Below are 19,003 nucleotides of genomic sequence, written 5' to 3' on the forward strand. Positions count from 1 at the left end.
AAAACTCCGATTTTCTTGGTCTGCGAACAAACGCCGGTCACAGCCATTCGTCCGGTTCGACGCCTTGGGGACCGACGAACTCGCCGTTCGGCACGTAGCTGGGACGCCCGGAATCGGTGAGCCGCGCGTCGCCGAACAGGCTGACGTTGCGCCCGAAGGTCCAGTCGCCCTCGACGCGGAACGACGCGGCGGCGGCGATCGACGGCACACCGTAGGGGAAACGCTCCTCGAAGTCCTGGATGTTCTTGTAGTAGCGCTTGTCGAGCTCGACGTTCGGGAAATGGTAGTCGCCGTCCTCCATCTCGTAGGAATCGGTCAGATGGAAGCGGTCGGAGCGCATGATGAACAGGTCGTCGGTCGTCTTGACCGGCAGGAAGCGCATGCGGTCGACCTGCACGCAGATGGCGCCGTTGAACAGGTTGACGGCGGCGCCCATCGCCGTCTCGAGCTGCACGACCTTCGTCGATGCGGGGTCGGTGGGGGCGACGGTCTTGTAGTTGCGGATGACTGGCAGCGGCAGCACGCCGCCGTGCTCGTCGAGCATCCTGCGCAGCGCGTCGATGCGCACCCAGATGTTGTTCGTGTTGAAGAACGGATGCTTGTGGATGTCCATCGCGGCGCCGCGGTCGCGCGGGTCGACCTGCGTCATCTCGCGCAGCATCAGGCGTCCGGTGACGCGGTCGCGCACGATGTGGCCGCCCTTGCGGTCGGCCTCGGTGCGCCGCGCCACCTCGATCATGATCGGTGCGCCGGTGTTCTCGAAATGCTGCGCGAGCGTACGCGACGGGCGCGCGCCGAGGTTGTCCGAGTTGGAGATGAACAGGTAGCGGAAGCCGCGCTCCTCGAGGATGGCGAGCAGACCGGACTCGTAGAGCGTCGAATACAGGTCGCCGTGGCCCGGAGGGCACCATTCGAGGTCGGGGTTCGCCGGCCACTGCACCGGCTCGCCGGTCTCCAAGTCGATCTTCGGCTCGACGTGCTGGACGATCTCGACCGGCACGCCCTCCTGCGTGAAGTGGCGGTTCTTCGCAATCGCCTCCATCGTGTCCTTCGACGTGCGGAACGAGTTCATGAAGGTCAGCGGCAGTTCGACGCCCAGACGCGTGCGCGCCGTACCAACCTGACCGAGGATGATGTCGAGGAATCGCATCGGCCGCGCCTTGTGGCGGCGCACCGGCAGCAGCGACTTCGCATAGTCGAGGCCCATCGACGTGCCGAGTCCGCCGTTGAGCTTGAGGAACGCCGTCTTGGCGAAGGCATCGACGGCCTTGTCGTGGTTGATCGTCTCGTAGACGTCGTGGAAGTTCGGGATGTCGGTGATCGGCTCGACGTCGGCCTCGTGGATGTAGCTCGTGTCCTCCTCGTTCGCCCAGACGTCGTAGAGATGCTCGAACTGGGCTATCGCGGTGTCGCTCATGCCCTGTGACCGCATCTTGTGCGCGGAGCGCTCGAAAACGTCGACCATGGTGATGACCAATCCCTTTCTCCGGTTGCGCGCACGGTCGGTGTCGGCGCCGACGTGCGCAATGCCGTGTCCCAGTGTAGCGGCCCAACCTTCAATCTGTCTAATTGAGCAAGACACAAAGTGCATTATCTTCGTCCCGTTTGGGTTTTGTGCGCGGTTTCCGTGACGATAATACGGTGATTGTCCGCATTACGGGACGAAAACAACCGATTGTCCTGCGCGTCTGCCTGCCGCTTCGGTACCGGCCTCGCGGACTGGATTTGGCGTTGTCGCCATGGTTGTGCTACATTGGCTCTTCGGTGCACGACGCACCGTTCGGACCATAGCGCAGTTTGGTAGCGCACTTGACTGGGGGTCAAGGGGTCGCGGGTTCAAATCCCGCTGGTCCGACCGATCGATCCCCGGAGACGGCAGACGCCTCCGGGGATTTTCGCGTTTGCGGACCGTCCATGAGCGGGCCGCCCATGAGGATGTGGCCGTGTGGCGCTGCCCATGCATGGGAAATGCATGGGAAAAAGGGCGTCCGTACGGGATGTTCCCGTACGGACGCCCCTGCCGTGCGTACGGGATGTTCCCGTACGGACGCCCCTGCCGTGCGTCACGCCGTGTTATTTGCGGCGCTTCTTCTCGCGGATGTTGACGGAGATCTGGATCGGCGATCCCTCGAAACCGAACTCCTCGCGCAGCTGCCGTTCGAGGAAGCGGCGGTAGCCGTGCTCGAGGAAGCCGGTGGCGAAGATGACGAAGCGCGGCGGCCGGCTCGAGGCCTGCGTCGCGAACAGGATGCGCGGCTGCTTGCCTCCGCGCAGCGGATGCGGATGCGCGGCCTGAACCTTGCCGAGGAAGGCGTTGAGCTTGCCGGTCGGGATGCGCTTGTCCCAGGACTCGAGCGCCTGCGTCATCGCGCGCGACAGGCGGTTCGTATGCCAGCCGGTCTTCGCCGAGAGGTTGACGCGCTGCGCCCAGGTCACACGGTCGAACTCGGTCTTCCACAGGCGCTCCATGCGTTGGCGGTCGAACTCGTCCATGAGGTCCCATTTGTTGAACACGAGCACGATGGCGCGGCCCGCGTCCACGGCAGAGCTCATGACCTTGAGGTCCTGGTCCGAGATCGGCACCGACGCGTCGAAGAGCACGAGCGCGAGCTCGGCGCGTTCGATCGCGGCCTGCGTGCGCAGCGACGAATAGTATTCGGCGCCGGAGAGCTTGTGCTGCCTGCGCTTGATGCCGGCGGTGTCGATGAAGAGGTAGTCCTCGCCGTCGATCGTGACGATCTCGTCGACCGGGTCGCGCGTCGTGCCGGCCAGGTCGTTGACGACCGAGCGTTCCTCGTGCGCGAGCTGGTTGAGCAGCGACGACTTGCCGACGTTCGGCTTGCCGACGAGCGCGACGCGGCGCAGATGCGTCGGCGTCAGGAAGCCGGAGGTGCGTTCGGCGCCGCGCAGCGCCTCGAGCGCCGCGTCGAGCAGATCGCCCACTCCCCTGCCGTGCATCGCGGAAATCGGGTACGGCTCGCCCAGTCCGAGCTTCCAGAACTCGGCGGCCATGTATTCGCCGGCCTGGTCGTCGACCTTGTTGACGGCGACGACGACCGGCTTGCCCGCCGAGCGCAGCATCCTGACGATGCGCTCGTCGGTCTGCGTCAGGCCGGTCTGGCCGTCGACGACGAAGATGACGGCGTCGGCGAGCTCGACGGCGATCTGCGCCTGCGAGGCGATCGCCGAGTCGATGCCCTCGACGTCGGCCTCCCAGCCGCCGGTGTCGACGAGCTTGAAGTCCGTGCCGGCCCATTCGGCGTCGTAGCTGACGCGGTCGCGCGTGACGCCGGGCGTGTCCTCGACGACGGCGGCGCGGCGGCCGAGGATGCGGTTGACGAGCGTCGACTTGCCGACGTTCGGCCGTCCGATGACGGCCAGCACGCCGACCTCCTTGCGCTTCGCCGTATGTTCGCCCGACGTGAACGCGGAGCCGTCGATGAGCGCCTCGTCGCCCTCGTCGAGCTCGTAGCCCTCGAGGTTGCTCGCGTATTCGGCATACTCCTGCTCCTCGATGGCGTCGTCGACGAGCCCGATGAGCAGGTCGAGCGTCTGCTCGAAGTCGAGGTCGGAGTTGTCGATCGTCGTGACGCCGTCCTCGGCGACGGTGAAGTTCGTCACCTTGGAGTCGGCGGCGTCGCGCGCGGCAACGTTCTCGGCGCCGGCGTCGCCGTCGGCGGCCTGATGGGCGCGGCGCGCCTGGCGCACGGCCTCGCGGGCCGTGAGCAGCACGCGCACCTCGGCGTGCGGGGCGACGACGTCGGTGATGTCACGGCCCTCCGCGACGATGCCGCGTCCCTGCGAGAAGCCGTCCTCGACGCCTTCGGCGGCGATGTACGCGCGCTGCGCGGCGACGAGGATGTGGCGCACCGGGATGATCGACGAGACGCGCGAGACGTGCGCGCTGATCTCGCTCGAGCGGATCTGCTCGCTGATGTTGCGCCCGTCGCAGAACACGCGCGCGTCGTTCGGCGTGTCCGGATTGACGCTGATGTCGAAGTGGTCCTCGGTGAACAGCGCGGCGACCGTCTCGGTGACCTCGCGCTCGTCGAGGTGCTCGGCGTCGAGGTCGATGCCCTGTTCGAGCACCCACCATGCGGCGGCGCGGTACATCGCGCCGGTGTCGAGATAGGCGAAGCCGTAGTACTTCGCAAGCGCCTTGGACGTCGAGGACTTGCCGACGCCGGCCGGGCCGTCGATGGCGACGGTGATCACAGGCCCACCTCCTTGGAGAGCGAACGGACCTCGGCGGCCGACAGCACGCGGTACGAGCCGGGCTTGAGGTCGCCGAGCTTGATCGGGCCGATCTGCGTGCGCACGAGGCGCTTGACCGGGAAGCCGATCGCGCCGAAGATGCGGCGCACGATGCGGTTCTTGCCCGAATGGAGCGTGACCTTGACGATCGTCTGGTCGCGGCTCTGGTCGATGATCGAGCAGTGGTCGAGCTTGATCCATCCGTCGTCGAGCTGCACGCCGGTGCGCACGAGGCGGCGGCAGACGTTGCCGCTCATGCGTCCCTCGAGCGTGGCGATGTAGGTCTTCTCGACCTCGTACTTCGGATGCATGACGTGCTGGCTGAGCTCGCCGTCGTTCGTCATCAGGATTAGGCCCTCGGAATCGTAGTCGAGGCGCCCCATGTGGAAGATGCGCTCGTACTTGTCGCCGACGATGTCGCGCAGCGTGTAGCGGCCCTTCGGGTCCTCCATCGCGCTGAGCACCTTCCTCGGCTTGTTGAGCGCGAGCGTGACGTGCCTCGGGTTGAGGCGGATGCGCGAGCCGTCCACGCGCACCTGCTGCGTCTTGGGATCGACCCTCGTGCCGAGCTCGGTGACGAGTTCGCCGTCCACCTCGACGCGGCCGTCGACTATCATCTCCTCGCATTTGCGCCGCGAACCGAAGCCGGCCTGCGCGAGCAGCTTCTGCAGACGTATTCCGTCGTGTTCCTCGGTGTGTGATTTCCTTGCTTGACTGTATGCGTGTGGCATCGTTCTCCCAACGTGGCCGTTTGTGTTGATGGAGTCGTCCCGCACGTCCGGAGGCGACGGCAGGACCACTGTCTAGTATTGTACAGCGTGGCCGCCGAACAGCGACGGCCCAGCCATGGTCTTCACCATGGCTTCAAGTACCGCAAAGGAATATATCTATGACTGCTGTTGATAACGATTCCACGGTCGACGTCCGCGAGGACGCCGCCGTGCAGAACGACGGCCACAGCATTTGGGCCCGCCTCGGCGCCGAATTCGCCGGCAGCCTGCTCATCTGCTTCGCGATCTACATGGTGAGCTCGTTCGGCGTGGTGAGCTTCGGACTCAACCTCGCGTTCATCGTCGTCGCGACCGGCGTTGTCTACGGCGCGATGACGTCGATCTTCGCGCGCATCTCCGGCGCGCAGTTCAACCCGGCCGTCACCGTCGCGGCGATGCTCACGTCGAAGACGCGCGTGCGCGACGGCGTGTTCTACATCATCGCGCAGGTGCTCGGCGGCCTCGTCGCCGGCGCGCTCTTCGTCTTCCTCATCCCGAGCTCGGACACGGTGAACAAGTCGCAGTGGACGATGATGGCGATCAACGGCTACGACGTGAACAGCCTGACCTATGCGAGCATGAGCCAGTACGGTCTGACCTACGGCGTCACGATGGCGATCGTCGTCGAGCTGCTCGCGTCGATCATCGTCGTGGCCGCCGCGATGACGACGCTCAAGCGCAACGGACGCACGACGCGTTCCGCCGCCGTCACGATGGGCGTCGCCTATGCGGCCGCCGCCGCGATGGCCGCCCCGATCACCGGCGCGTCGATCAACCCGATGCGTGCCACCGGCGTCGCCGTCTTCGCGCAGCACGAGGAGGGCTCCCACACCGTCAATCCGCTCTCGCAGCTGTGGGTGTTCTGGGTGACCGCGATCCTCGCGGCCGCGATCGTCGCGCTCGTCATGATCGTCGCGCAGCTCGCGCATGCGCGCGAGAACAACGGCGCCGCGATGGACGTCGACGCGGCCGAGGCCGCGATGGCGCAGGGCGACGAGGCCGACCACGCCGAGCATGAGGCCGACGGGGCCGCGCCCGCCGTCGACGTCTATGAGGAGACCGAGTCCGTCGACGTGCAGACGCCCGAGGCGCCGGCGACGGCGGACGGCGCCGATTCAGCGGATGAAGCGGATGGCGAGGTACAGCAGCGCTAGCACGACGCCGAAGCCGATGCCGCACACGGCGTCGAAGGCGACCGACCTGACCTTCCAGGGACTGCGTTCCCGGCAGATCAGCCGCACCACACCGGAGCCGATGGAAGTCACGGACACGACCGCCGTGGCGACCATCGGCTCCCCCCATTGCCGCAAGCACCGTGGCCGCGACGACGAGGCCGGCGACGCACCATTCGAACCACGGCCTGCCCTCATGGTGCTCCGAGACATAGGGATGATGCGCGTTCATCATAAGGCTCCTTGGCGGTTCGGCGGTCGGGACACCGACCATCCTACTACCGGCGGCGATCCGCCGGACCGGAGGCCGTCGGCGAAGGCGCGAACGCGAAAGGGTCCGTGCCGCAGGGATTTCCCTGCGGCACGGACCCTTTCGCATGTCCGGTGACGTCGCCGGTGACGGATCAGTGGAAGAAGTGGCGCGTGCCGGTGACGTACATCGTCACGTTCGCGTTGCGCGCCGCCTCGAACACCTCCTCGTCACGGATCGAGCCGCCCGGCTGCACGATCGCCTTGCCGGCGTCGATGAGGATCTGCGCGCCGTCGGCGAAGGGGAAGAACGCGTCGGAGGCCGCGACGGCGCCCTTCGTGCGGTTGCGGCCGTCGTCGAGCGTGTTCGCGCGTTCGACGGCGAGGTTCGCCGAATCGACGCGGTTGACCTGGCCCATGCCGATGCCGACCGTCGCCATGTCGTCGGCGATGAGGATCGCGTTCGACTTGACGCAGCGCACGGCGCGCCATGCGAACTCGAGGTCCTTGAGCGTCGCGGCGTCGGCCGGCTCGCCGGCGACGAGCTTCCAGGCGTCCGGGGCGTCGCCCGGCGCGTCGATGAGGTCGGTGGACTGCACGAGCAGGCCGCCGTCGATCTGACGGAACTGCTGCTTCGCCTTCGGCGGCTCGGCGACCTTGAGGATGCGCAGGTTCTTCTTCTTCGCCTGCAGCAGCGCCAGCGCCTCCGGCTCGTAGTCGGGGGCGACGATGACCTCGGTGAAGATCGGGCGCACGCCTTCGGCCATCTCGAGCGTGACGGTCGCGTTCGTCGCGATGACGCCGCCGTAGGCGCTCATCGGATCGCAGCTGTGCGCCTTGCGGTGCGCTTCGGCGACGGTCGCGCCGACGGCCAGGCCGCAGGGATTGTTGTGCTTGACGACGGCGACGGCGATCTGCGGGGCGAAGTCCCACACGGCGCGCCACGCCGCGTCGGCGTCCACGTAGTTGTTATAGCTCATCGGCTTGCCGCCGAGCTGCTCGGCGTCGGCGAAGCCGCGCATGTTGAGCGGGTCGACGTAGAGCGCGGCATCCTGATGCGGGTTCTCGCCGTAGCGCAGCACGTGCGCGCGGTTCCAGGTGCGCGTGAAGGCGGCCGGGAACTTGGCGAGCCTGGCCTCCTCGACCGGGTCGGCGTCCGCCGGTGCGTCGTCGATCGACGCGGGCTTCGGCCAGTGGGCCGCCGTCCACTCGTTGATCGTGGCGTCGTAGGCGGCGGTGTGCGCGAAGGCCTTGCCGGCGAGCCAGCGGCGCTCCTCGAGCGAGAAGCCGGTGCCGTCCTCGATGCGTTCGGCGACGAGCGCGTAGTCGGCCGGATCGGTGACGATCGCGACGGTCGCGCTGTTCTTCGCGGCGCCGCGCACCATCGACGGGCCGCCGATGTCGATCTTCTCGATGACGTCGGTCTCGCTCGCGCCCGAGCGCACCGTGTCCGCGAACGGATAGAGGTTGACGATGACGAGGTCGAAGGGCTGGATGCCGAACTCCTCGAGCTGGCGGGCATGGTCCTCGTTCGTCATGTCGGCGAGGATGCCGGCGTGGATGTGCGGGTCGAGGGTCTTGACGCGGCCGTCGAGGCATTCCGGGAAACCGGTGACCTGGGACACCTCCGTGACGTCCACGCCGAGTTCGGCGAGCTTGCTCGCGGTGGAACCGGTGGACACCACCTGCGTGCCGGCGTCGATGAACGCCTTGGCGAGGACCTCGATGCCGTCCTTATGGAAGACCGATACCAATGCCCGTCGTAGCGGTCGGTTCGTTGTCGTCACCTTGCTTCTCCTTTGGTTGCTGGGTTGAGTTCACCACTCGTGCGGTGAACGGCTTCTTCTCTGTGGTTGCGTCCCCGCCGGCCTCCCGCTGCGAGGAGGCGCCCCGCGCCTTCGCGCAGCGGGAGGCGGACTCCGTGGCGCCGCGGCGCGCGATGAGCGTGCGGACGGCGAGGACGATGGCGGTCAGGAGCAGCATCGTGCCCCAGGCCAGGAACAGACCCAACACGCACGGACGCGCCGTGGCGTTGGTGGCATGGCGGACGTCGACGCCGACGGACGCGAGGTGCTTCGTGCCGAGCGCGCCGCCGGACAGCGCGTACAGCAGCGTACACAGCAGCGAGACGACGACGGATGTGATGCAGAACGCGCCCACCGGATAGGCGTAGGCGAACAGCAGGTCGCGCGGCTCGGCGCTCCTCGCCTGCGACGGACGCAGCCCGAAGCCGCGCCGGGCGACGAGCACGAGCAGGCCGAGCGCGAAGCCGATGGCGAGCGGGATGAGCGTCACGCACAGGCGGATCGTCGGGTCGGCGACCGGCTGCGGGAACAGACGGAAGATCGGCAGGGCCGGCAGATGCGCCGTCGAGCCTTCGGCGAGCGTGAACGTCGCGAGGTCGCCGACCGAGAACCCGGCGCCGAACAGCCACGAGACGGCCCACAGCATGAGGTTGGGCAGCCATGCGGCGGCCATGACGCAGATGAGGATGCGCGAGCCGGTCTGCACATGCATGACGTCGAATGAGGTGCCGACGGCATGGTGGTTGAGCACGATCCAGGCGATGACGGTGCCGAGGCCGCACAGCAGCACGATGGCGACGATGAGCACGCCGAGCCGCACTCCGACGGCGATGACGTGGCGGATCGGCGCGGACAGCTGCGCGCGCAGATAGCCGCGCAGCGGCTCGAGGCGGCCGCGGTCCTGGAGGAAGGCCCATGCGAAGCCGACCGTGAAGACGAGCGCGCCCTTGCACAGCACGAGGAAGGTCGAATCGTTGAGCGCGACGGTCAGGTTGTTCTCGAGCAGCCGGTCGAACACGAGCCATGCGGCCAGTCCGGTGACGTAGCCGCGCGGGTCGGTGCCCATGCGGCGGAAGACGGTGCGGATGAGCGCGACGAGCAGGAAGGTGAGCAGCAGCGGGACGATCGTGACGACGATCGAGGAGGTATGGAAGCCGACGCCCTGGGACAGCAATACGACGGCCTGCGTCAGCGGCACCGTGAACGACGACATCGTGTCGCCGCCCTCCTCCATCGCGGCGACGAGGAGGACGAGCGCCATCAGGAAGCCGAGCGGCACGGCGTAGATGAGCATCGCCACGCAGGATGCGGCGATGCCTCGCAACCAGGGGATCAGCTTCGTCCTGCTCATCCGATCTGCGCCAGCGCCTCACGCATGTACTGCGCGGCCTGGGACGGGGTCCTGCCCACGCGGATGCCGACGGCCTCGAGCGCCTCCTGCTTGTCCTGGGCGGTGCCCTTGCCGCCGGAGACGATGGCGCCGGCGTGGCCCATCTGCTTGCCTTCGGGGGCCGTGAAGCCGGCGATGTAGGCGACGACGGGCTTCGTCATGTGCTCGCTCGCCCAGTTCGCGGCGTCCTGCTCGGCGCTGCCGCCGATCTCGCCGATCATCATGACGGCCTTCGTGTCCGGATCGGCCTCGAAGGCCTCGAGCGCCTCCTGCAGCGTCGTGCCGACGATCGGGTCGCCGCCGGCGCCGAGGCAGGCGGTGAAGCCGATGTCGGACAGCTCGCCCATAAGCTGGTAGGTCAGTGTGCCCGACTTCGAGACGAGGCCGAGCGGGCCGCGGGCGACGATGCCGTCGGGGATGATGCCGAGGTTGACGCCGTGCGAGCCCTCGCCCGACGGCAGCGTCATCAGGCCCGGGCAGTTCGGCCCGACGATGCGCACGCCGCGCTGCAGCGCGAGTTCGACGAAGTAGGCGCTGTCGGCGACCGGGATGCCCTCGGTGATGACGACGACGACCTCGAAGCCGGCCTCGACCGCCTCGACGACGGCGTCCTTCGCGAACCTCGGCGGCACGAAGACGACGCTCGCGTTCGCACCGGTCGCGGCCTTCGCCTCGGCGCAGGTGGCGAACACCGGGATGTCGAGCGTTTCGCCGGCGGCGTCCTCGAACGCGATCGACGTGCCGGCCTTGCGTGGGTTGACGCCGCCGACGATGTTCGTGCCCGCCTTGAGCATGCGCGCGGTGTGCGTCATGCCCTGATGTCCGGTCATGCCCTGGACGATGACGGGTGCGTCATCCTCGATGAAGACGGTCATTTGGTCTCCTCCTTCGCCTGCGCGGCGAGTCGGGCCGCTTCGGAAGCGGCCGTCTCCATCGTGGCCGCCACATGGATGTTCGGGATGTCCGCGTCGGCGAGGATCGTCAGCCCCTCGGCCGCCGCGTTGCCGTCGAAGCGCACGACCATCGGCTTCGTGACGTTGAGCCGCTCGATGGCCTCGATGATGCCGAGCGCCACCTGCTCGCAGGAGGTGATGCCGCCGTAGACGTTGACGAGCACCGACTCGACCTGCGGGTCGGACAGGACGATCTCGAGACTCTGGCACATCGTCTCGGCCGACGCGCCGCCGCCGATGTCGAGGAAGTTCGCCGGCTGGATGCCGGTCCCCTGCTCCTGGCCGGCGAAGGACACGGCGTCGAGCGAGCTCATGACGAGGCCCGCGCCGTTGCCGATGACGCCGACCTGACCGTCGAGGTGCACGTAGTGCAGGCCGTGCTCGGCCGCCTTGCGCTCGTAGGGGTCGGCCGTGGCGGAATCGTCGAAGCGCGCCCAGCCGTCGTGGCGGAACGCGGCGTTGCCGTCGAGCGAGATCTTCGCGTCGAGCGCGCACAGGCGCTTCGTGGACTCGTCGTCCGGGTCGCCGACCTTGGCGAGCGGGTTGATTTCGACGAGCGTCGCGTCGTTGTCGTGGAAGCATTTCCACATCCTGAGCAGGATGTCGGCGGCCTGGTCGACGTCGGCGTGGTAGAAGCCGATGCTTTGCGCCATCGCGGTGGCCGCCCGCCGGTCGAAGTCCTCGAGCGCGCTGATGTGCAGACGCTTGACCGATTCGGGGTGCTCCTTGGCGATCTGTTCGACCTCGGTGCCGCCGTTGGCTGTCGCGAGCACGTCGAAGTCGCGCGAAGAGCGGTCCACGGAGATCGACACGTAGTATTCGTGCAATACGGACTCGGCCTCGGCGATGAGCACGCCGCGCACCTTGTGCCCGTGGATCGTCATCGGCAGGATCTGTTCGGCGGCGCGGACGGCCTCGTCGCGGTCGTGGGCGATCTTGACGCCGCCGGCCTGGCCGCGGTGGCCGATCTTGACCTGCGCCTTGACGACGACCGGGTATCCGATCGTCTCGGCCGCTTGCGGGACGTCCTCGATGCGCTGGACGAAGATCCCTCGCGGTGTGTCGATGCCTTGTTCGTCAAGCAGCTGGCGTGCTTGGTATTCGTATAGATCCATGGATTCCTCTTGCAATGGGCGGTGGTGCGGCGACGCTCAGGCGGGCATCGTCAGCAGGGAGCTCGCCGGGTAGTCGCCGAGCGCCTTGACGCCGTCGAGTCCCGAAAGCTCCATGATAAAACTAAATCCGGCGACGACGCCGCCGCATGAGATGACCAAATCGCGGGCAGCGGACGCGGATCCGCCGGTGGCGATCAGGTCGTCGACGATGAGGATGCGCTCGCCCTCCCGGATCGCGTCGCGTTCGATCTCGATCGAGGCCTCGCCGTATTCGAGCGCGTAGCTTTCACGGACCGTGGGCGGCGGCAGCTTGCCGGCCTTGCGCACGGCGATGAATCCCTTGCCGAGCCGTTCGGCGAGCGGGGGGCCGAAGAGGAATCCGCGCGCCTCGAGGCCGGCGATGGCGTCGAACTCGTCGTTCGCGATCGACAGGTTCGAAACGAGCGCGTCCATCAGGATGGACAGGCCGCGCGCGTCGGCGAAGACCGGCATGATGTCGCGGAACAGGATGCCCTCCTTGGGGAATCCCGGGATCGTGCGCATGAGCGCGATGAGGTAGTCGGCATCCGCCTTGTCCATCGATGTGGGATCGGTGAGCGTGATGTCCGTGGAAGTCATGGTCGGCAGTTCTCCCCTGTTGTCGGTGGTCGTTCGTCAGTCCTCGTCGTACGGGGATTTCGTGCTCTTCGTCTCCGTCTCCTCGACGTCGACCTCGTCGCCGTCGGCGTCGGTCGCGCTTTCGTCGACCTCGGTCGTGATTTCCTTGGGGCCGTCGGCGTCGTGCTCGCCGTCCTTGACGAGCGGGTTGCCGTTCTCGTCCACGTCGTCGTCGGAGACGTAGGCCGGGCGGATGTACTCGCGGCTGATGGCCTTCGACGAGAAGCGCAGGATGCTTCCTTCGGAGTCGATGACGATCTCGTCGTACTCCTCGTCGACCTCGACGACTTTGCCGATGACGCCGCCGATCGTGATCACCTCGGTGCCGGCGTCCAGGTTTTTCCAGAAGCTCTGGCGCTCCGCCTGCTGCTTCTTCGCCTTCCTCGTCTGGAACACCATCATCAGGATCATGGCGACGAGAAGAACGATGAGGAAGATGTAATCCATGCTCATGACAGGGCTCCTTGCAAGAGGGACGACCGTGGGAACGGTTGAAATGCGGTGTACGGAAGGTTCAGTCTAGAATAGCTTGCTGACATCGGCGGCGGCGCCCTCGGGCGGCTCGAGGCCCAGGTGCTCCCATGCCTTGGCCGTGGCGACGCGGCCCTTGGGGGTGCGCATCATGAAGCCCTCGCGCACAAGATACGGCTCGCAGACCGTCTCGACGGTCTCCGCCTCCTCGCCGACCATCGCCGACAGGTTGTTGAGGCCGACCGGCCCGCCGTTGAAGTTGCGGATGATCGCGTTGAGCACGGCGATGTCGAGGCGGTCGAGGCCCTCGGTGTCGATCTGGTAGAGCGCCAGCGCCTCCTTGACGTCGTCCGGTTCGACGATGTCAAGGTCGTGCACGATAGCCCAGTCGCGCACGCGGCGCAGCAGGCGGTTCGCGATGCGCGGCGTGCCGCGCGAACGGCGCGCGAGCTGGTGTGCGGAGCCCTCGTCGAGCTCGAGGCCGAGCACATTCGCCGAACGTTCGATGAGCTTCTCGAGCTCCTCGGTCGGGTAGAAGTCGAGATGCGCGGTGAAGCCGAAGCGCGCGCGCAGCGGCGACGGCAGCATGCCCTCGCGCGTCGTCGCGCCGATGACGGTGAAGCGCGGCAGCGTCAGCGGGATCGACGAGGCGCCCGGGCCCTTGCCGACCATGACGTCGACGCGGAAGTCCTCCATCGCGATGTACAGCAGCTCCTCGGCGGCGCGCGGCAGACGGTGGATCTCGTCGATGAACAGCACCTCGCCCGCGTCGAGCGAGCTGAGGATGGACGCGAGGTCGCCGGCATGCTGGATCGCCGGGCCCGAGGTGACGCGGATCGGCACGCCGAGCTCGTTCGCCACGATCATCGCCAGTGTCGTCTTGCCCAGTCCCGGAGGGCCCGCGAGCAGGATGTGGTCAGGCGGCACGTCGCGTTTGCGCGCCGCGTCGAGGAACAGCTGCAGCTGCGCCTTGAGCCGGGGCTGGCCGATGAAGCCCTCGAGGATGTGCGGACGCAGCTCCTCGTCGCTCACCGGTTCGTTGCCGACGGCGTTCGCGGACACCATGCGCAGCGACTCCTCGTTCGCGTTGCTGTTGTCCGCGCTGAAGACGTCGAAATCGTCGACTGCCATCCTTATGCCTCACCTTCCCCTGTCCATCGACGCCAATGCGAGCCTGAGCACGTCGGACACGGCCTCGTTGGCCAACGGCGTGGCGAATCCGTTGTCCTCGATGACGGCGTCGACGGCCTGCTGCGCCTCCTGCTGCTTCCATCCGAGGGACATGAGCCCCTCGACGACGCGGTCGACGCCGGCGTCCTGCGGCATGCGCCGCGTCGTGCCGTCGTCCTTCGCCGGCGTCGCGGACAGGTCGATCGACCCCTTGAGCTCGAGGATGATCTTCTGCGCGCCCTTCCTGCCCAGTCCCGGCGCCTTCGCGAGGGCCGCCGCGTCCTCGTCGCGGATCGCCTGGACGAGCTGGTCGCTCGGCAGCGTCGACAGCAGCGACAGCGCGACCTTCGGCCCGATGCCGCTGACCTTCTGCAGCTGCAGGAACATGCGTCGCTCCCCCGATGTGAGGAATCCGAACAACGTGATCGCGTCCTGCGCCACGCTCATCGACGTCTGCACGGTCGTCGTCGCGCCGACGCGCAGCGCGCCCAGGTCGGCGCTCGGCATCCGCACCTCGAATCCCACGCCGTGGACGTCGATGAGCGCCGTCGTCGCGTCGATCTGGGCGACGACGCCGTTGAGCATGCCGATCATGCGATGCCCGCCTTTCGTTGGTTTTCGAACAGATGTTCGGTAGTCTACATGCCTCTGCGGACGCCGCCGCGGCGCGAGGCGTGCTGGGCCGCCTGCGCCCATTGGCGCTGTGCCTTCGTCAGATGCTGCTCGCGTTCGCCGCCTTCGAGTGCGCCGGCCGGGCGCAGCGCATGGCAGATCGCGATCGCGAGGGCGTCGGCGGCGTCGGCCGGCGTCGGCGGCGCATTGAGGTTGAGCAGCCGGGCGACCATGCGCTCCATCTGCACCTTCTGCGCCTTGCCGTTGCCGGTGATGGCGAGCTTCGACTCGGTCGGCGTGTGCAGCGCGACCGGGATGCCGCGCTGCGCGGCCGCGAGCATCGCGACGCCGGCGGCCTGCGCGGTGCCGAGCACGGTGTTGCGGTTCTCCTGCGCGAACACACGCTCGATCGAGACGGTGTCCGGGATGAACTCGTCGAGCTTGGCGGCGATGCCGTTGTAGATCGTCAGCAGACGCAGGTCCTGCGACATGTGCGGGTCGGAGCGGACGACGTCGACGTGGATAAACGAAAGCCGGCGGGGTGCGCCGGCTTCGATCACGCCGACTCCGCACCGTGTCAGGCCGGGGTCGACTCCAAGGATGATCAACGGGGATTACTCCTCGTCAAGCTGTGCCATGACCTCGTCCGAGGCCGTCCAGTTGCTGTAGATGTTCTGCACGTCGTCGAGGTCGTCGAGGTTGTCGATCAGACGGGCGACCTTGCGGGCGTCGTCGAGCGAGAGCTCGATCTCGTTCTTCGGCATCATGACGAGGTCCGCGGAATTGTAGTCGATGCCGGCGTCCTGCAGCGCCTGGCGCACGGCGGTCAGGTCGGACGGGTCGGTGACGACGGTGTAGGTCTCGCCGTCGTTGGTGACGTCCTCGGCGCCCGCCTCGGCCGCCTTCTCGAACAGGTCGTCGAAGTCGACGCCCTCGGACGGGACGACGATCGCGCCCTTGCGCTCGAAGTTGAAGCTCACCGAGCCGGTCGTCGCGAGCGAGCCGCCGCCCTTGCCGAGCGTCGAACGCACTTCGGCGGCCGCGCGGTTGCGGTTGTCGGTGAGGCATTCGATGATCAGGCCCACACCCGCCGGGGCGTAGCCCTCGTAGACGATGTCCTCGTAGTTGGCGCCGCCGGCCTCCTCGCCGGAGCCGCGCTTGACGGCGCGCTTGATGTTGTCCGCCGGCATCGAGGCCTTCTTGGCCTTGTAGATGGCGTCATAGAGCGAGGGGTTGCCGTCGGGATCGCCGCCGCCCTGACGGGCGGCGATTTCGATGTTCTTGATGAGCTTGGCGAACAGCTTGCCGCGCTTGGCGTCGATGGCGGCCTTCTTGTGCTTGGTGGTCGCCCACTTGGAATGCCCTGACATAATGCTCCTAGACAGGTGATGGATATTACGAAACGTGTTGATTCTAATGCGCTTCTAAGACAAGGCGCCGTGCCGCTCGGACAGGGCGTCGCGGTAGACGGCGAGCACCTCGTCGACGACGGTCTCCCAGTCGAAGTCCCGGGAACGCTTGAGTCCGGCCCTCCCGATGCGCCTGCGGCGGGCCGGGTCGGCGAGCAGGTCGCATATGCGCTCGGCGCAATCGGCGGCGTCCCGGTTGGCGAACAGCACGGCGTCGCGCCCCTGTTCGGTCACGTCGACGAAGGCCGGCAGGTCGGAGGCCACGACCGGGCATCCCGCCGCCATCGCCTCGGCGAGGACGATGCCGAAGCTCTCGCCGCCGGTCTGCGGCGCCACATAGACGTCGAGGGACTTGTAGAAGCGCGCCTTGTCGTCGTCGTCGACGCGGCCGAGGAACTCGAAGCGCTCGAGCAGCGCCGCTCCCCCGTCTCGCGCGGCGATCGCCTTGGACGCCTCGTCGGCGCCGTCGCCGACGACGAGGAAGCGGGCGCCCGGATGGCGTTCGAGCACATGCGCGGCCGCGTCGACGAAGATCGGGAAACCCTTGCGATCCTCCTCGAGGCGTCCGAGGAAGCCGATCGTCGGATGCTCGGGGGTGCCTTTCCACCGTTCGTCGGGACGGGCGCGCAGATAGGAGGCGCGGTCGATGCCGTTGGGGATGACGTGGCGACTGATCGAGGAGGGCAGATAGTGGTCGGCGGTGCGCTGCGCGGCCGGCGAGACGAAGATCGCCTCGCTCAGCGGCTCCAGATACGAATGCAGATAGCGCTGGAACAGGTGCAGCGCCCGCGGATACGGCTCGATGCTGGCATGGAACGTGGCCACCATCGGCGGCGCTCCGCGCATGACGAGCGGCTTGTGGCTCACCGACGGCGCCTCCGGCTCATGCAGATGCACGATGTCGAACTGCCCCTGACGCACCCAGCGCCTCGTCTGCAGCCCGGCGGCGAGGAAATAGCTTAAGTGCGCCCACGAGCCGTTGTAGGGGATCGCGAACGACGAGCCGTTCGTCTGCACCCACAGCGGCATGTCCTTCGTGCGCCTGCCCGGCGCGAAGACCGATACGGAGTGCCCGCGGCGCATCAGCGCCTCGGAGAAGTCGCGGATATGGTTCTGCACGCCTCCCGGCGTCTCGAACGAATATGGGCAGATGATGCCGACGCGCAACGGGCGATCGGACGCCCGCACGCCGATGGATGCTGGTTCCTGCGAAGACATACAGAGCATTGTCGCCGACCGAATGGACTTCGCGCCCCTCAGCCGTCGGCACGCGCCGACGCAAACAGCGAGGCCGGCACGTCCTTGAGCCGCGACAGATCGAGGTCCTCGAGGAAGATCGGCTGCAGCATATGCCAGTCCTCGGGATGCGCGGCGATGCCCCGCGCCCAGACGTCGACCCACGCCTGGCTGATCGCCCGGATCGCCTCCTCGCGTCCGAGCCCGCGGTATTCGTCGATGTCCACAGGACCGCTGACCTCGCAGACATAGCCGTACGGCGTGCCGGCGGCGCGGCGGCGCTCGCCGGAGAGCCGCTCACGGTATGTGTTGACGACGTACAGCGGCAGGCCGGTGTCGTAGGCGAGCGTCGCCGGCCCCCTTGCGACGCGGATCGTCGAGCCGAAGGCCTCGACGAACTCGCCGTGCCGGCTCAGGTCGCGGTCGGCGAGCAGCGGCACGAGGACGTGGGGCTCGCCGAGCGCCTCCTCGAGCCGTTCGGTCAGATGCGGCGTGCCGGTCAGCAGGATGCGCATGCCGAGGCGCTCGCGGATCGACACGAAGACGTCGAGCATGTCCGGGTCGGCGAGCCTCTCGGCCACCGTCGTCACCGGCGCCACGTCGAACTGCGCCCAGAAGCCGTCGTAGTCCCAGTTGCCCTGATGGCCCATCGCGATCGGCGCCGACGAGGCTCCCCCGTCGGGCGACGTGAGCGCGACGAGCGAGTCGAGGCCGTCTCCGGATCCGCGGATGCGCGCCAGCAGACGGTCACGGTCGCTCGCGCCGACGGTGAGCGCCTCGGAGAAGTAGGTGAAGTAGGAACGCATGCCCCTGCGCGATAGCCTGCGTGCACGCCTGCGCAGCGTCCGGGCGTCGACGTCGTCGTCCGACGACCATGCGAGCACATGTTCGAGATTGCGTTCGAGCTGGCGCACCGAGCCGACGTGCGCCAGCCATGCGATGTCGGCGCCGGCGAGGAACGCGCCGCGCACGATGCGTTCGGGGATCGCATGCGGATGCCGCGCGACCCAGGCCATCGCATTGGCCATGTCAGTCCTTGTCCGCGTCGTCGAGCGTCGCTTCGATCGACGCGCGCGCCTCGTGGATGCGCTGGCCGACGGTGATCGTGCCGAGCAGAGCGAGGATGCACATCGTCGCCATCAGCCAGGCGTCCTGATGCGTCAGTCCGCTGATCGCCATGCCGACGAGGATGATCGTCAGGCGGTCGGAGCGCGTGGCGATGCCGCCCTTCGCCTCGGCGCCCACCGATTCGGCGCGTGCGCGGATGTATGAGGTGACGAAGGACGTCATGATCGCGTAGATCGCGGCGCCCATGCCGACGAGCGCGACGACGTCGTAGCGGCCGTCGGCGAGCAGCGCCGCGTTGCTGCGCATGAAGAAGTAGATGATGACGCCGAGCAGCACGGCCCAGTCGGCGACGCGGTCGAGCGTCGAGTCGAGGAAGGCGCCGAAGTGGGTGCCGCCGTTCGTCAGCTTCGCGACCGAGCCGTCGAGCGAATCGAAGATGACGAGCAGCCCCATCGCGAGGGCCCCCCAGAACAGCCAGCCGGTGACGCCGGTGGCGATGCCCACGACGATCGTGCCGACGGCGCCGATGACGGTGACGGCGTTGGCGGTCAGGCCGATCTTCACCATGCCCTTCGCGATGGGGTTGATGAGGCGCTTGAACCATGGTCGAAGCTTTTCCAGCATGATGTGTCGTTCCCGGTGTGCTCGTGGGCTCCACGTTGGAGCCTTTCC

Annotated in this window: 17 protein-coding genes, 1 tRNA gene and 1 pseudogene; 2 read left to right on the top strand and 17 right to left on the bottom strand. The window is 67.5% G+C overall.

Annotated elements, in window-relative coordinates:
- Window positions 1-37: 37 nt before the first annotated feature.
- The gene (locus BCHO_RS05435; protein ID WP_024540406.1) at window positions 38-1,465 is read right to left on the bottom strand and encodes a UTP--glucose-1-phosphate uridylyltransferase; all 1,428 of its coding nucleotides are present in this window, start codon (window positions 1,463-1,465) and stop codon (window positions 38-40) included.
- A 316-nt stretch (window positions 1,466-1,781) separates the two neighbouring features.
- Here BCHO_RS05435 and BCHO_RS05440 point away from each other — a divergent pair.
- Window positions 1,782-1,855 (top strand) — tRNA-Pro (locus BCHO_RS05440).
- 218 nt (window positions 1,856-2,073) lie between these two features.
- Here BCHO_RS05440 and der read toward each other — a convergent pair.
- Entirely contained in the window at window positions 2,074-4,215 is a 2,142-nt protein-coding gene (der, locus tag BCHO_RS05445) for a bifunctional cytidylate kinase/GTPase Der (protein ID WP_024540405.1), read from the bottom strand.
- Window positions 4,212-4,985, bottom strand: a complete 774-nt coding sequence (locus BCHO_RS05450; RefSeq protein WP_024540404.1) for a pseudouridine synthase — start codon at window positions 4,983-4,985, stop codon at window positions 4,212-4,214. The genes der and BCHO_RS05450 overlap by 4 nt, the downstream gene beginning before the upstream one ends.
- Before the next feature lie 158 nt (window positions 4,986-5,143).
- On the opposite strand from BCHO_RS05450, the gene BCHO_RS05455 reads away from it, so the two are divergent.
- Window positions 5,144-6,178 carry an aquaporin gene (locus BCHO_RS05455; protein WP_024540403.1) on the top strand — a complete coding sequence of 345 codons (1,035 nt, stop codon included), beginning with the start codon at window positions 5,144-5,146 and terminating at the stop codon, window positions 6,176-6,178.
- Here BCHO_RS05455 and BCHO_RS05460 read toward each other — a convergent pair.
- From BCHO_RS05460 to pgsA, 14 genes and pseudogenes are all read right to left on the bottom strand, one after another.
- Window positions 6,140-6,428 (bottom strand): annotated as a pseudogene (locus BCHO_RS05460) (DUF3017 domain-containing protein). The gene BCHO_RS05455 and the pseudogene BCHO_RS05460 overlap by 39 nt on opposite strands.
- A 172-nt stretch (window positions 6,429-6,600) precedes the next feature.
- Window positions 6,601-8,232: a bifunctional phosphoribosylaminoimidazolecarboxamide formyltransferase/IMP cyclohydrolase gene (purH, locus tag BCHO_RS05465; RefSeq protein WP_034256301.1), complete on the bottom strand. Its 1,632-nt coding sequence runs from the start codon at window positions 8,230-8,232 to the stop codon at window positions 6,601-6,603.
- Entirely contained in the window at window positions 8,180-9,601 is a 1,422-nt protein-coding gene (locus BCHO_RS05470) for a cell division protein PerM (RefSeq protein WP_024540400.1), read from the bottom strand. The genes purH and BCHO_RS05470 overlap by 53 nt, the downstream gene beginning before the upstream one ends.
- A complete protein-coding gene (gene sucD / locus BCHO_RS05475; RefSeq protein ID WP_024540399.1) occupies window positions 9,598-10,515 on the bottom strand; it encodes a succinate--CoA ligase subunit alpha in 918 nt (305 codons plus the stop codon). Before sucD ends, BCHO_RS05470 begins: the two co-directional genes overlap by 4 nt.
- The gene (gene sucC, locus BCHO_RS05480; RefSeq protein WP_272944784.1) at window positions 10,512-11,723 is read right to left on the bottom strand and encodes an ADP-forming succinate--CoA ligase subunit beta; all 1,212 of its coding nucleotides are present in this window, start codon (window positions 11,721-11,723) and stop codon (window positions 10,512-10,514) included. The genes sucD and sucC overlap by 4 nt, the downstream gene beginning before the upstream one ends.
- Window positions 11,724-11,744: 21 nt before the next feature.
- Entirely contained in the window at window positions 11,745-12,326 is a 582-nt protein-coding gene (locus tag BCHO_RS05485; RefSeq protein WP_024540397.1) for an adenine phosphoribosyltransferase, read from the bottom strand.
- A gap of 36 nt (window positions 12,327-12,362) precedes the next feature.
- A complete protein-coding gene (gene yajC / locus BCHO_RS05490; protein ID WP_024540396.1) occupies window positions 12,363-12,812 on the bottom strand; it encodes a preprotein translocase subunit YajC in 450 nt (149 codons plus the stop codon).
- Between the two features lie 72 nt (window positions 12,813-12,884).
- The gene (gene ruvB / locus BCHO_RS05495) at window positions 12,885-13,967 is read right to left on the bottom strand and encodes a Holliday junction branch migration DNA helicase RuvB (RefSeq protein ID WP_024540395.1); all 1,083 of its coding nucleotides are present in this window, start codon (window positions 13,965-13,967) and stop codon (window positions 12,885-12,887) included.
- 9 nt (window positions 13,968-13,976) lie between these two features.
- Window positions 13,977-14,600, bottom strand: coding sequence for a Holliday junction branch migration protein RuvA (gene ruvA / locus BCHO_RS05500; RefSeq protein WP_024540394.1), 624 nt, complete (start codon window positions 14,598-14,600; stop codon window positions 13,977-13,979).
- Between the two features lie 44 nt (window positions 14,601-14,644).
- Complete coding sequence (gene ruvC / locus BCHO_RS05505) at window positions 14,645-15,226, bottom strand: crossover junction endodeoxyribonuclease RuvC (protein ID WP_024540393.1); 582 nt, start codon at window positions 15,224-15,226, stop codon at window positions 14,645-14,647.
- A gap of 6 nt (window positions 15,227-15,232) precedes the next feature.
- Window positions 15,233-15,988: a YebC/PmpR family DNA-binding transcriptional regulator gene (locus BCHO_RS05510; RefSeq protein ID WP_024540392.1), complete on the bottom strand. Its 756-nt coding sequence runs from the start codon at window positions 15,986-15,988 to the stop codon at window positions 15,233-15,235.
- A 54-nt stretch (window positions 15,989-16,042) separates the two neighbouring features.
- On the bottom strand, window positions 16,043-17,245 hold the full coding sequence (locus BCHO_RS05515) for a glycosyltransferase family 4 protein (RefSeq protein ID WP_237743042.1): 1,203 nt from the start codon (window positions 17,243-17,245) through the stop codon (window positions 16,043-16,045).
- Between the two features lie 38 nt (window positions 17,246-17,283).
- The gene (locus BCHO_RS05520) at window positions 17,284-18,291 is read right to left on the bottom strand and encodes a phosphatidylinositol mannoside acyltransferase (RefSeq protein ID WP_024540390.1); all 1,008 of its coding nucleotides are present in this window, start codon (window positions 18,289-18,291) and stop codon (window positions 17,284-17,286) included.
- A gap of 1 nt (window position 18,292) precedes the next feature.
- On the bottom strand, window positions 18,293-18,955 hold the full coding sequence (gene pgsA / locus BCHO_RS05525; protein WP_024540389.1) for a phosphatidylinositol phosphate synthase: 663 nt from the start codon (window positions 18,953-18,955) through the stop codon (window positions 18,293-18,295).
- Between the last annotated feature and the right edge of the window lie 48 nt (window positions 18,956-19,003).

Source organism: Bifidobacterium choerinum (assembly GCF_000741135.1).
In the GTDB taxonomy this organism is placed as follows: domain Bacteria; phylum Actinomycetota; class Actinomycetes; order Actinomycetales; family Bifidobacteriaceae; genus Bifidobacterium; species Bifidobacterium choerinum.

Coding starts and splice junctions, on each gene's coding strand:
- BCHO_RS05510 (WP_024540392.1), bottom strand. CDS start 15,988: ATGTCAGGGCATTCCAAGTGGGCGACCACCAAGCACAAGAAGGCCGCC.
- ruvB (WP_024540395.1), bottom strand. CDS start 13,967: ATGGCAGTCGACGATTTCGACGTCTTCAGCGCGGACAACAGCAACGCG.
- BCHO_RS05515 (WP_237743042.1), bottom strand. CDS start 17,245: ATGTCTTCGCAGGAACCAGCATCCATCGGCGTGCGGGCGTCCGATCGC.
- ruvA (WP_024540394.1), bottom strand. CDS start 14,600: ATGATCGGCATGCTCAACGGCGTCGTCGCCCAGATCGACGCGACGACG.
- BCHO_RS05520 (WP_024540390.1), bottom strand. CDS start 18,291: ATGGCCAATGCGATGGCCTGGGTCGCGCGGCATCCGCATGCGATCCCC.
- BCHO_RS05455 (WP_024540403.1), top strand. CDS start 5,144: ATGACTGCTGTTGATAACGATTCCACGGTCGACGTCCGCGAGGACGCC.
- BCHO_RS05470 (WP_024540400.1), bottom strand. CDS start 9,601: ATGAGCAGGACGAAGCTGATCCCCTGGTTGCGAGGCATCGCCGCATCC.
- BCHO_RS05485 (WP_024540397.1), bottom strand. CDS start 12,326: ATGACTTCCACGGACATCACGCTCACCGATCCCACATCGATGGACAAG.
- BCHO_RS05450 (WP_024540404.1), bottom strand. CDS start 4,985: ATGCCACACGCATACAGTCAAGCAAGGAAATCACACACCGAGGAACAC.
- pgsA (WP_024540389.1), bottom strand. CDS start 18,955: ATGCTGGAAAAGCTTCGACCATGGTTCAAGCGCCTCATCAACCCCATC.
- yajC (WP_024540396.1), bottom strand. CDS start 12,812: ATGGATTACATCTTCCTCATCGTTCTTCTCGTCGCCATGATCCTGATG.
- BCHO_RS05435 (WP_024540406.1), bottom strand. CDS start 1,465: ATGGTCGACGTTTTCGAGCGCTCCGCGCACAAGATGCGGTCACAGGGC.
- sucD (WP_024540399.1), bottom strand. CDS start 10,515: ATGACCGTCTTCATCGAGGATGACGCACCCGTCATCGTCCAGGGCATG.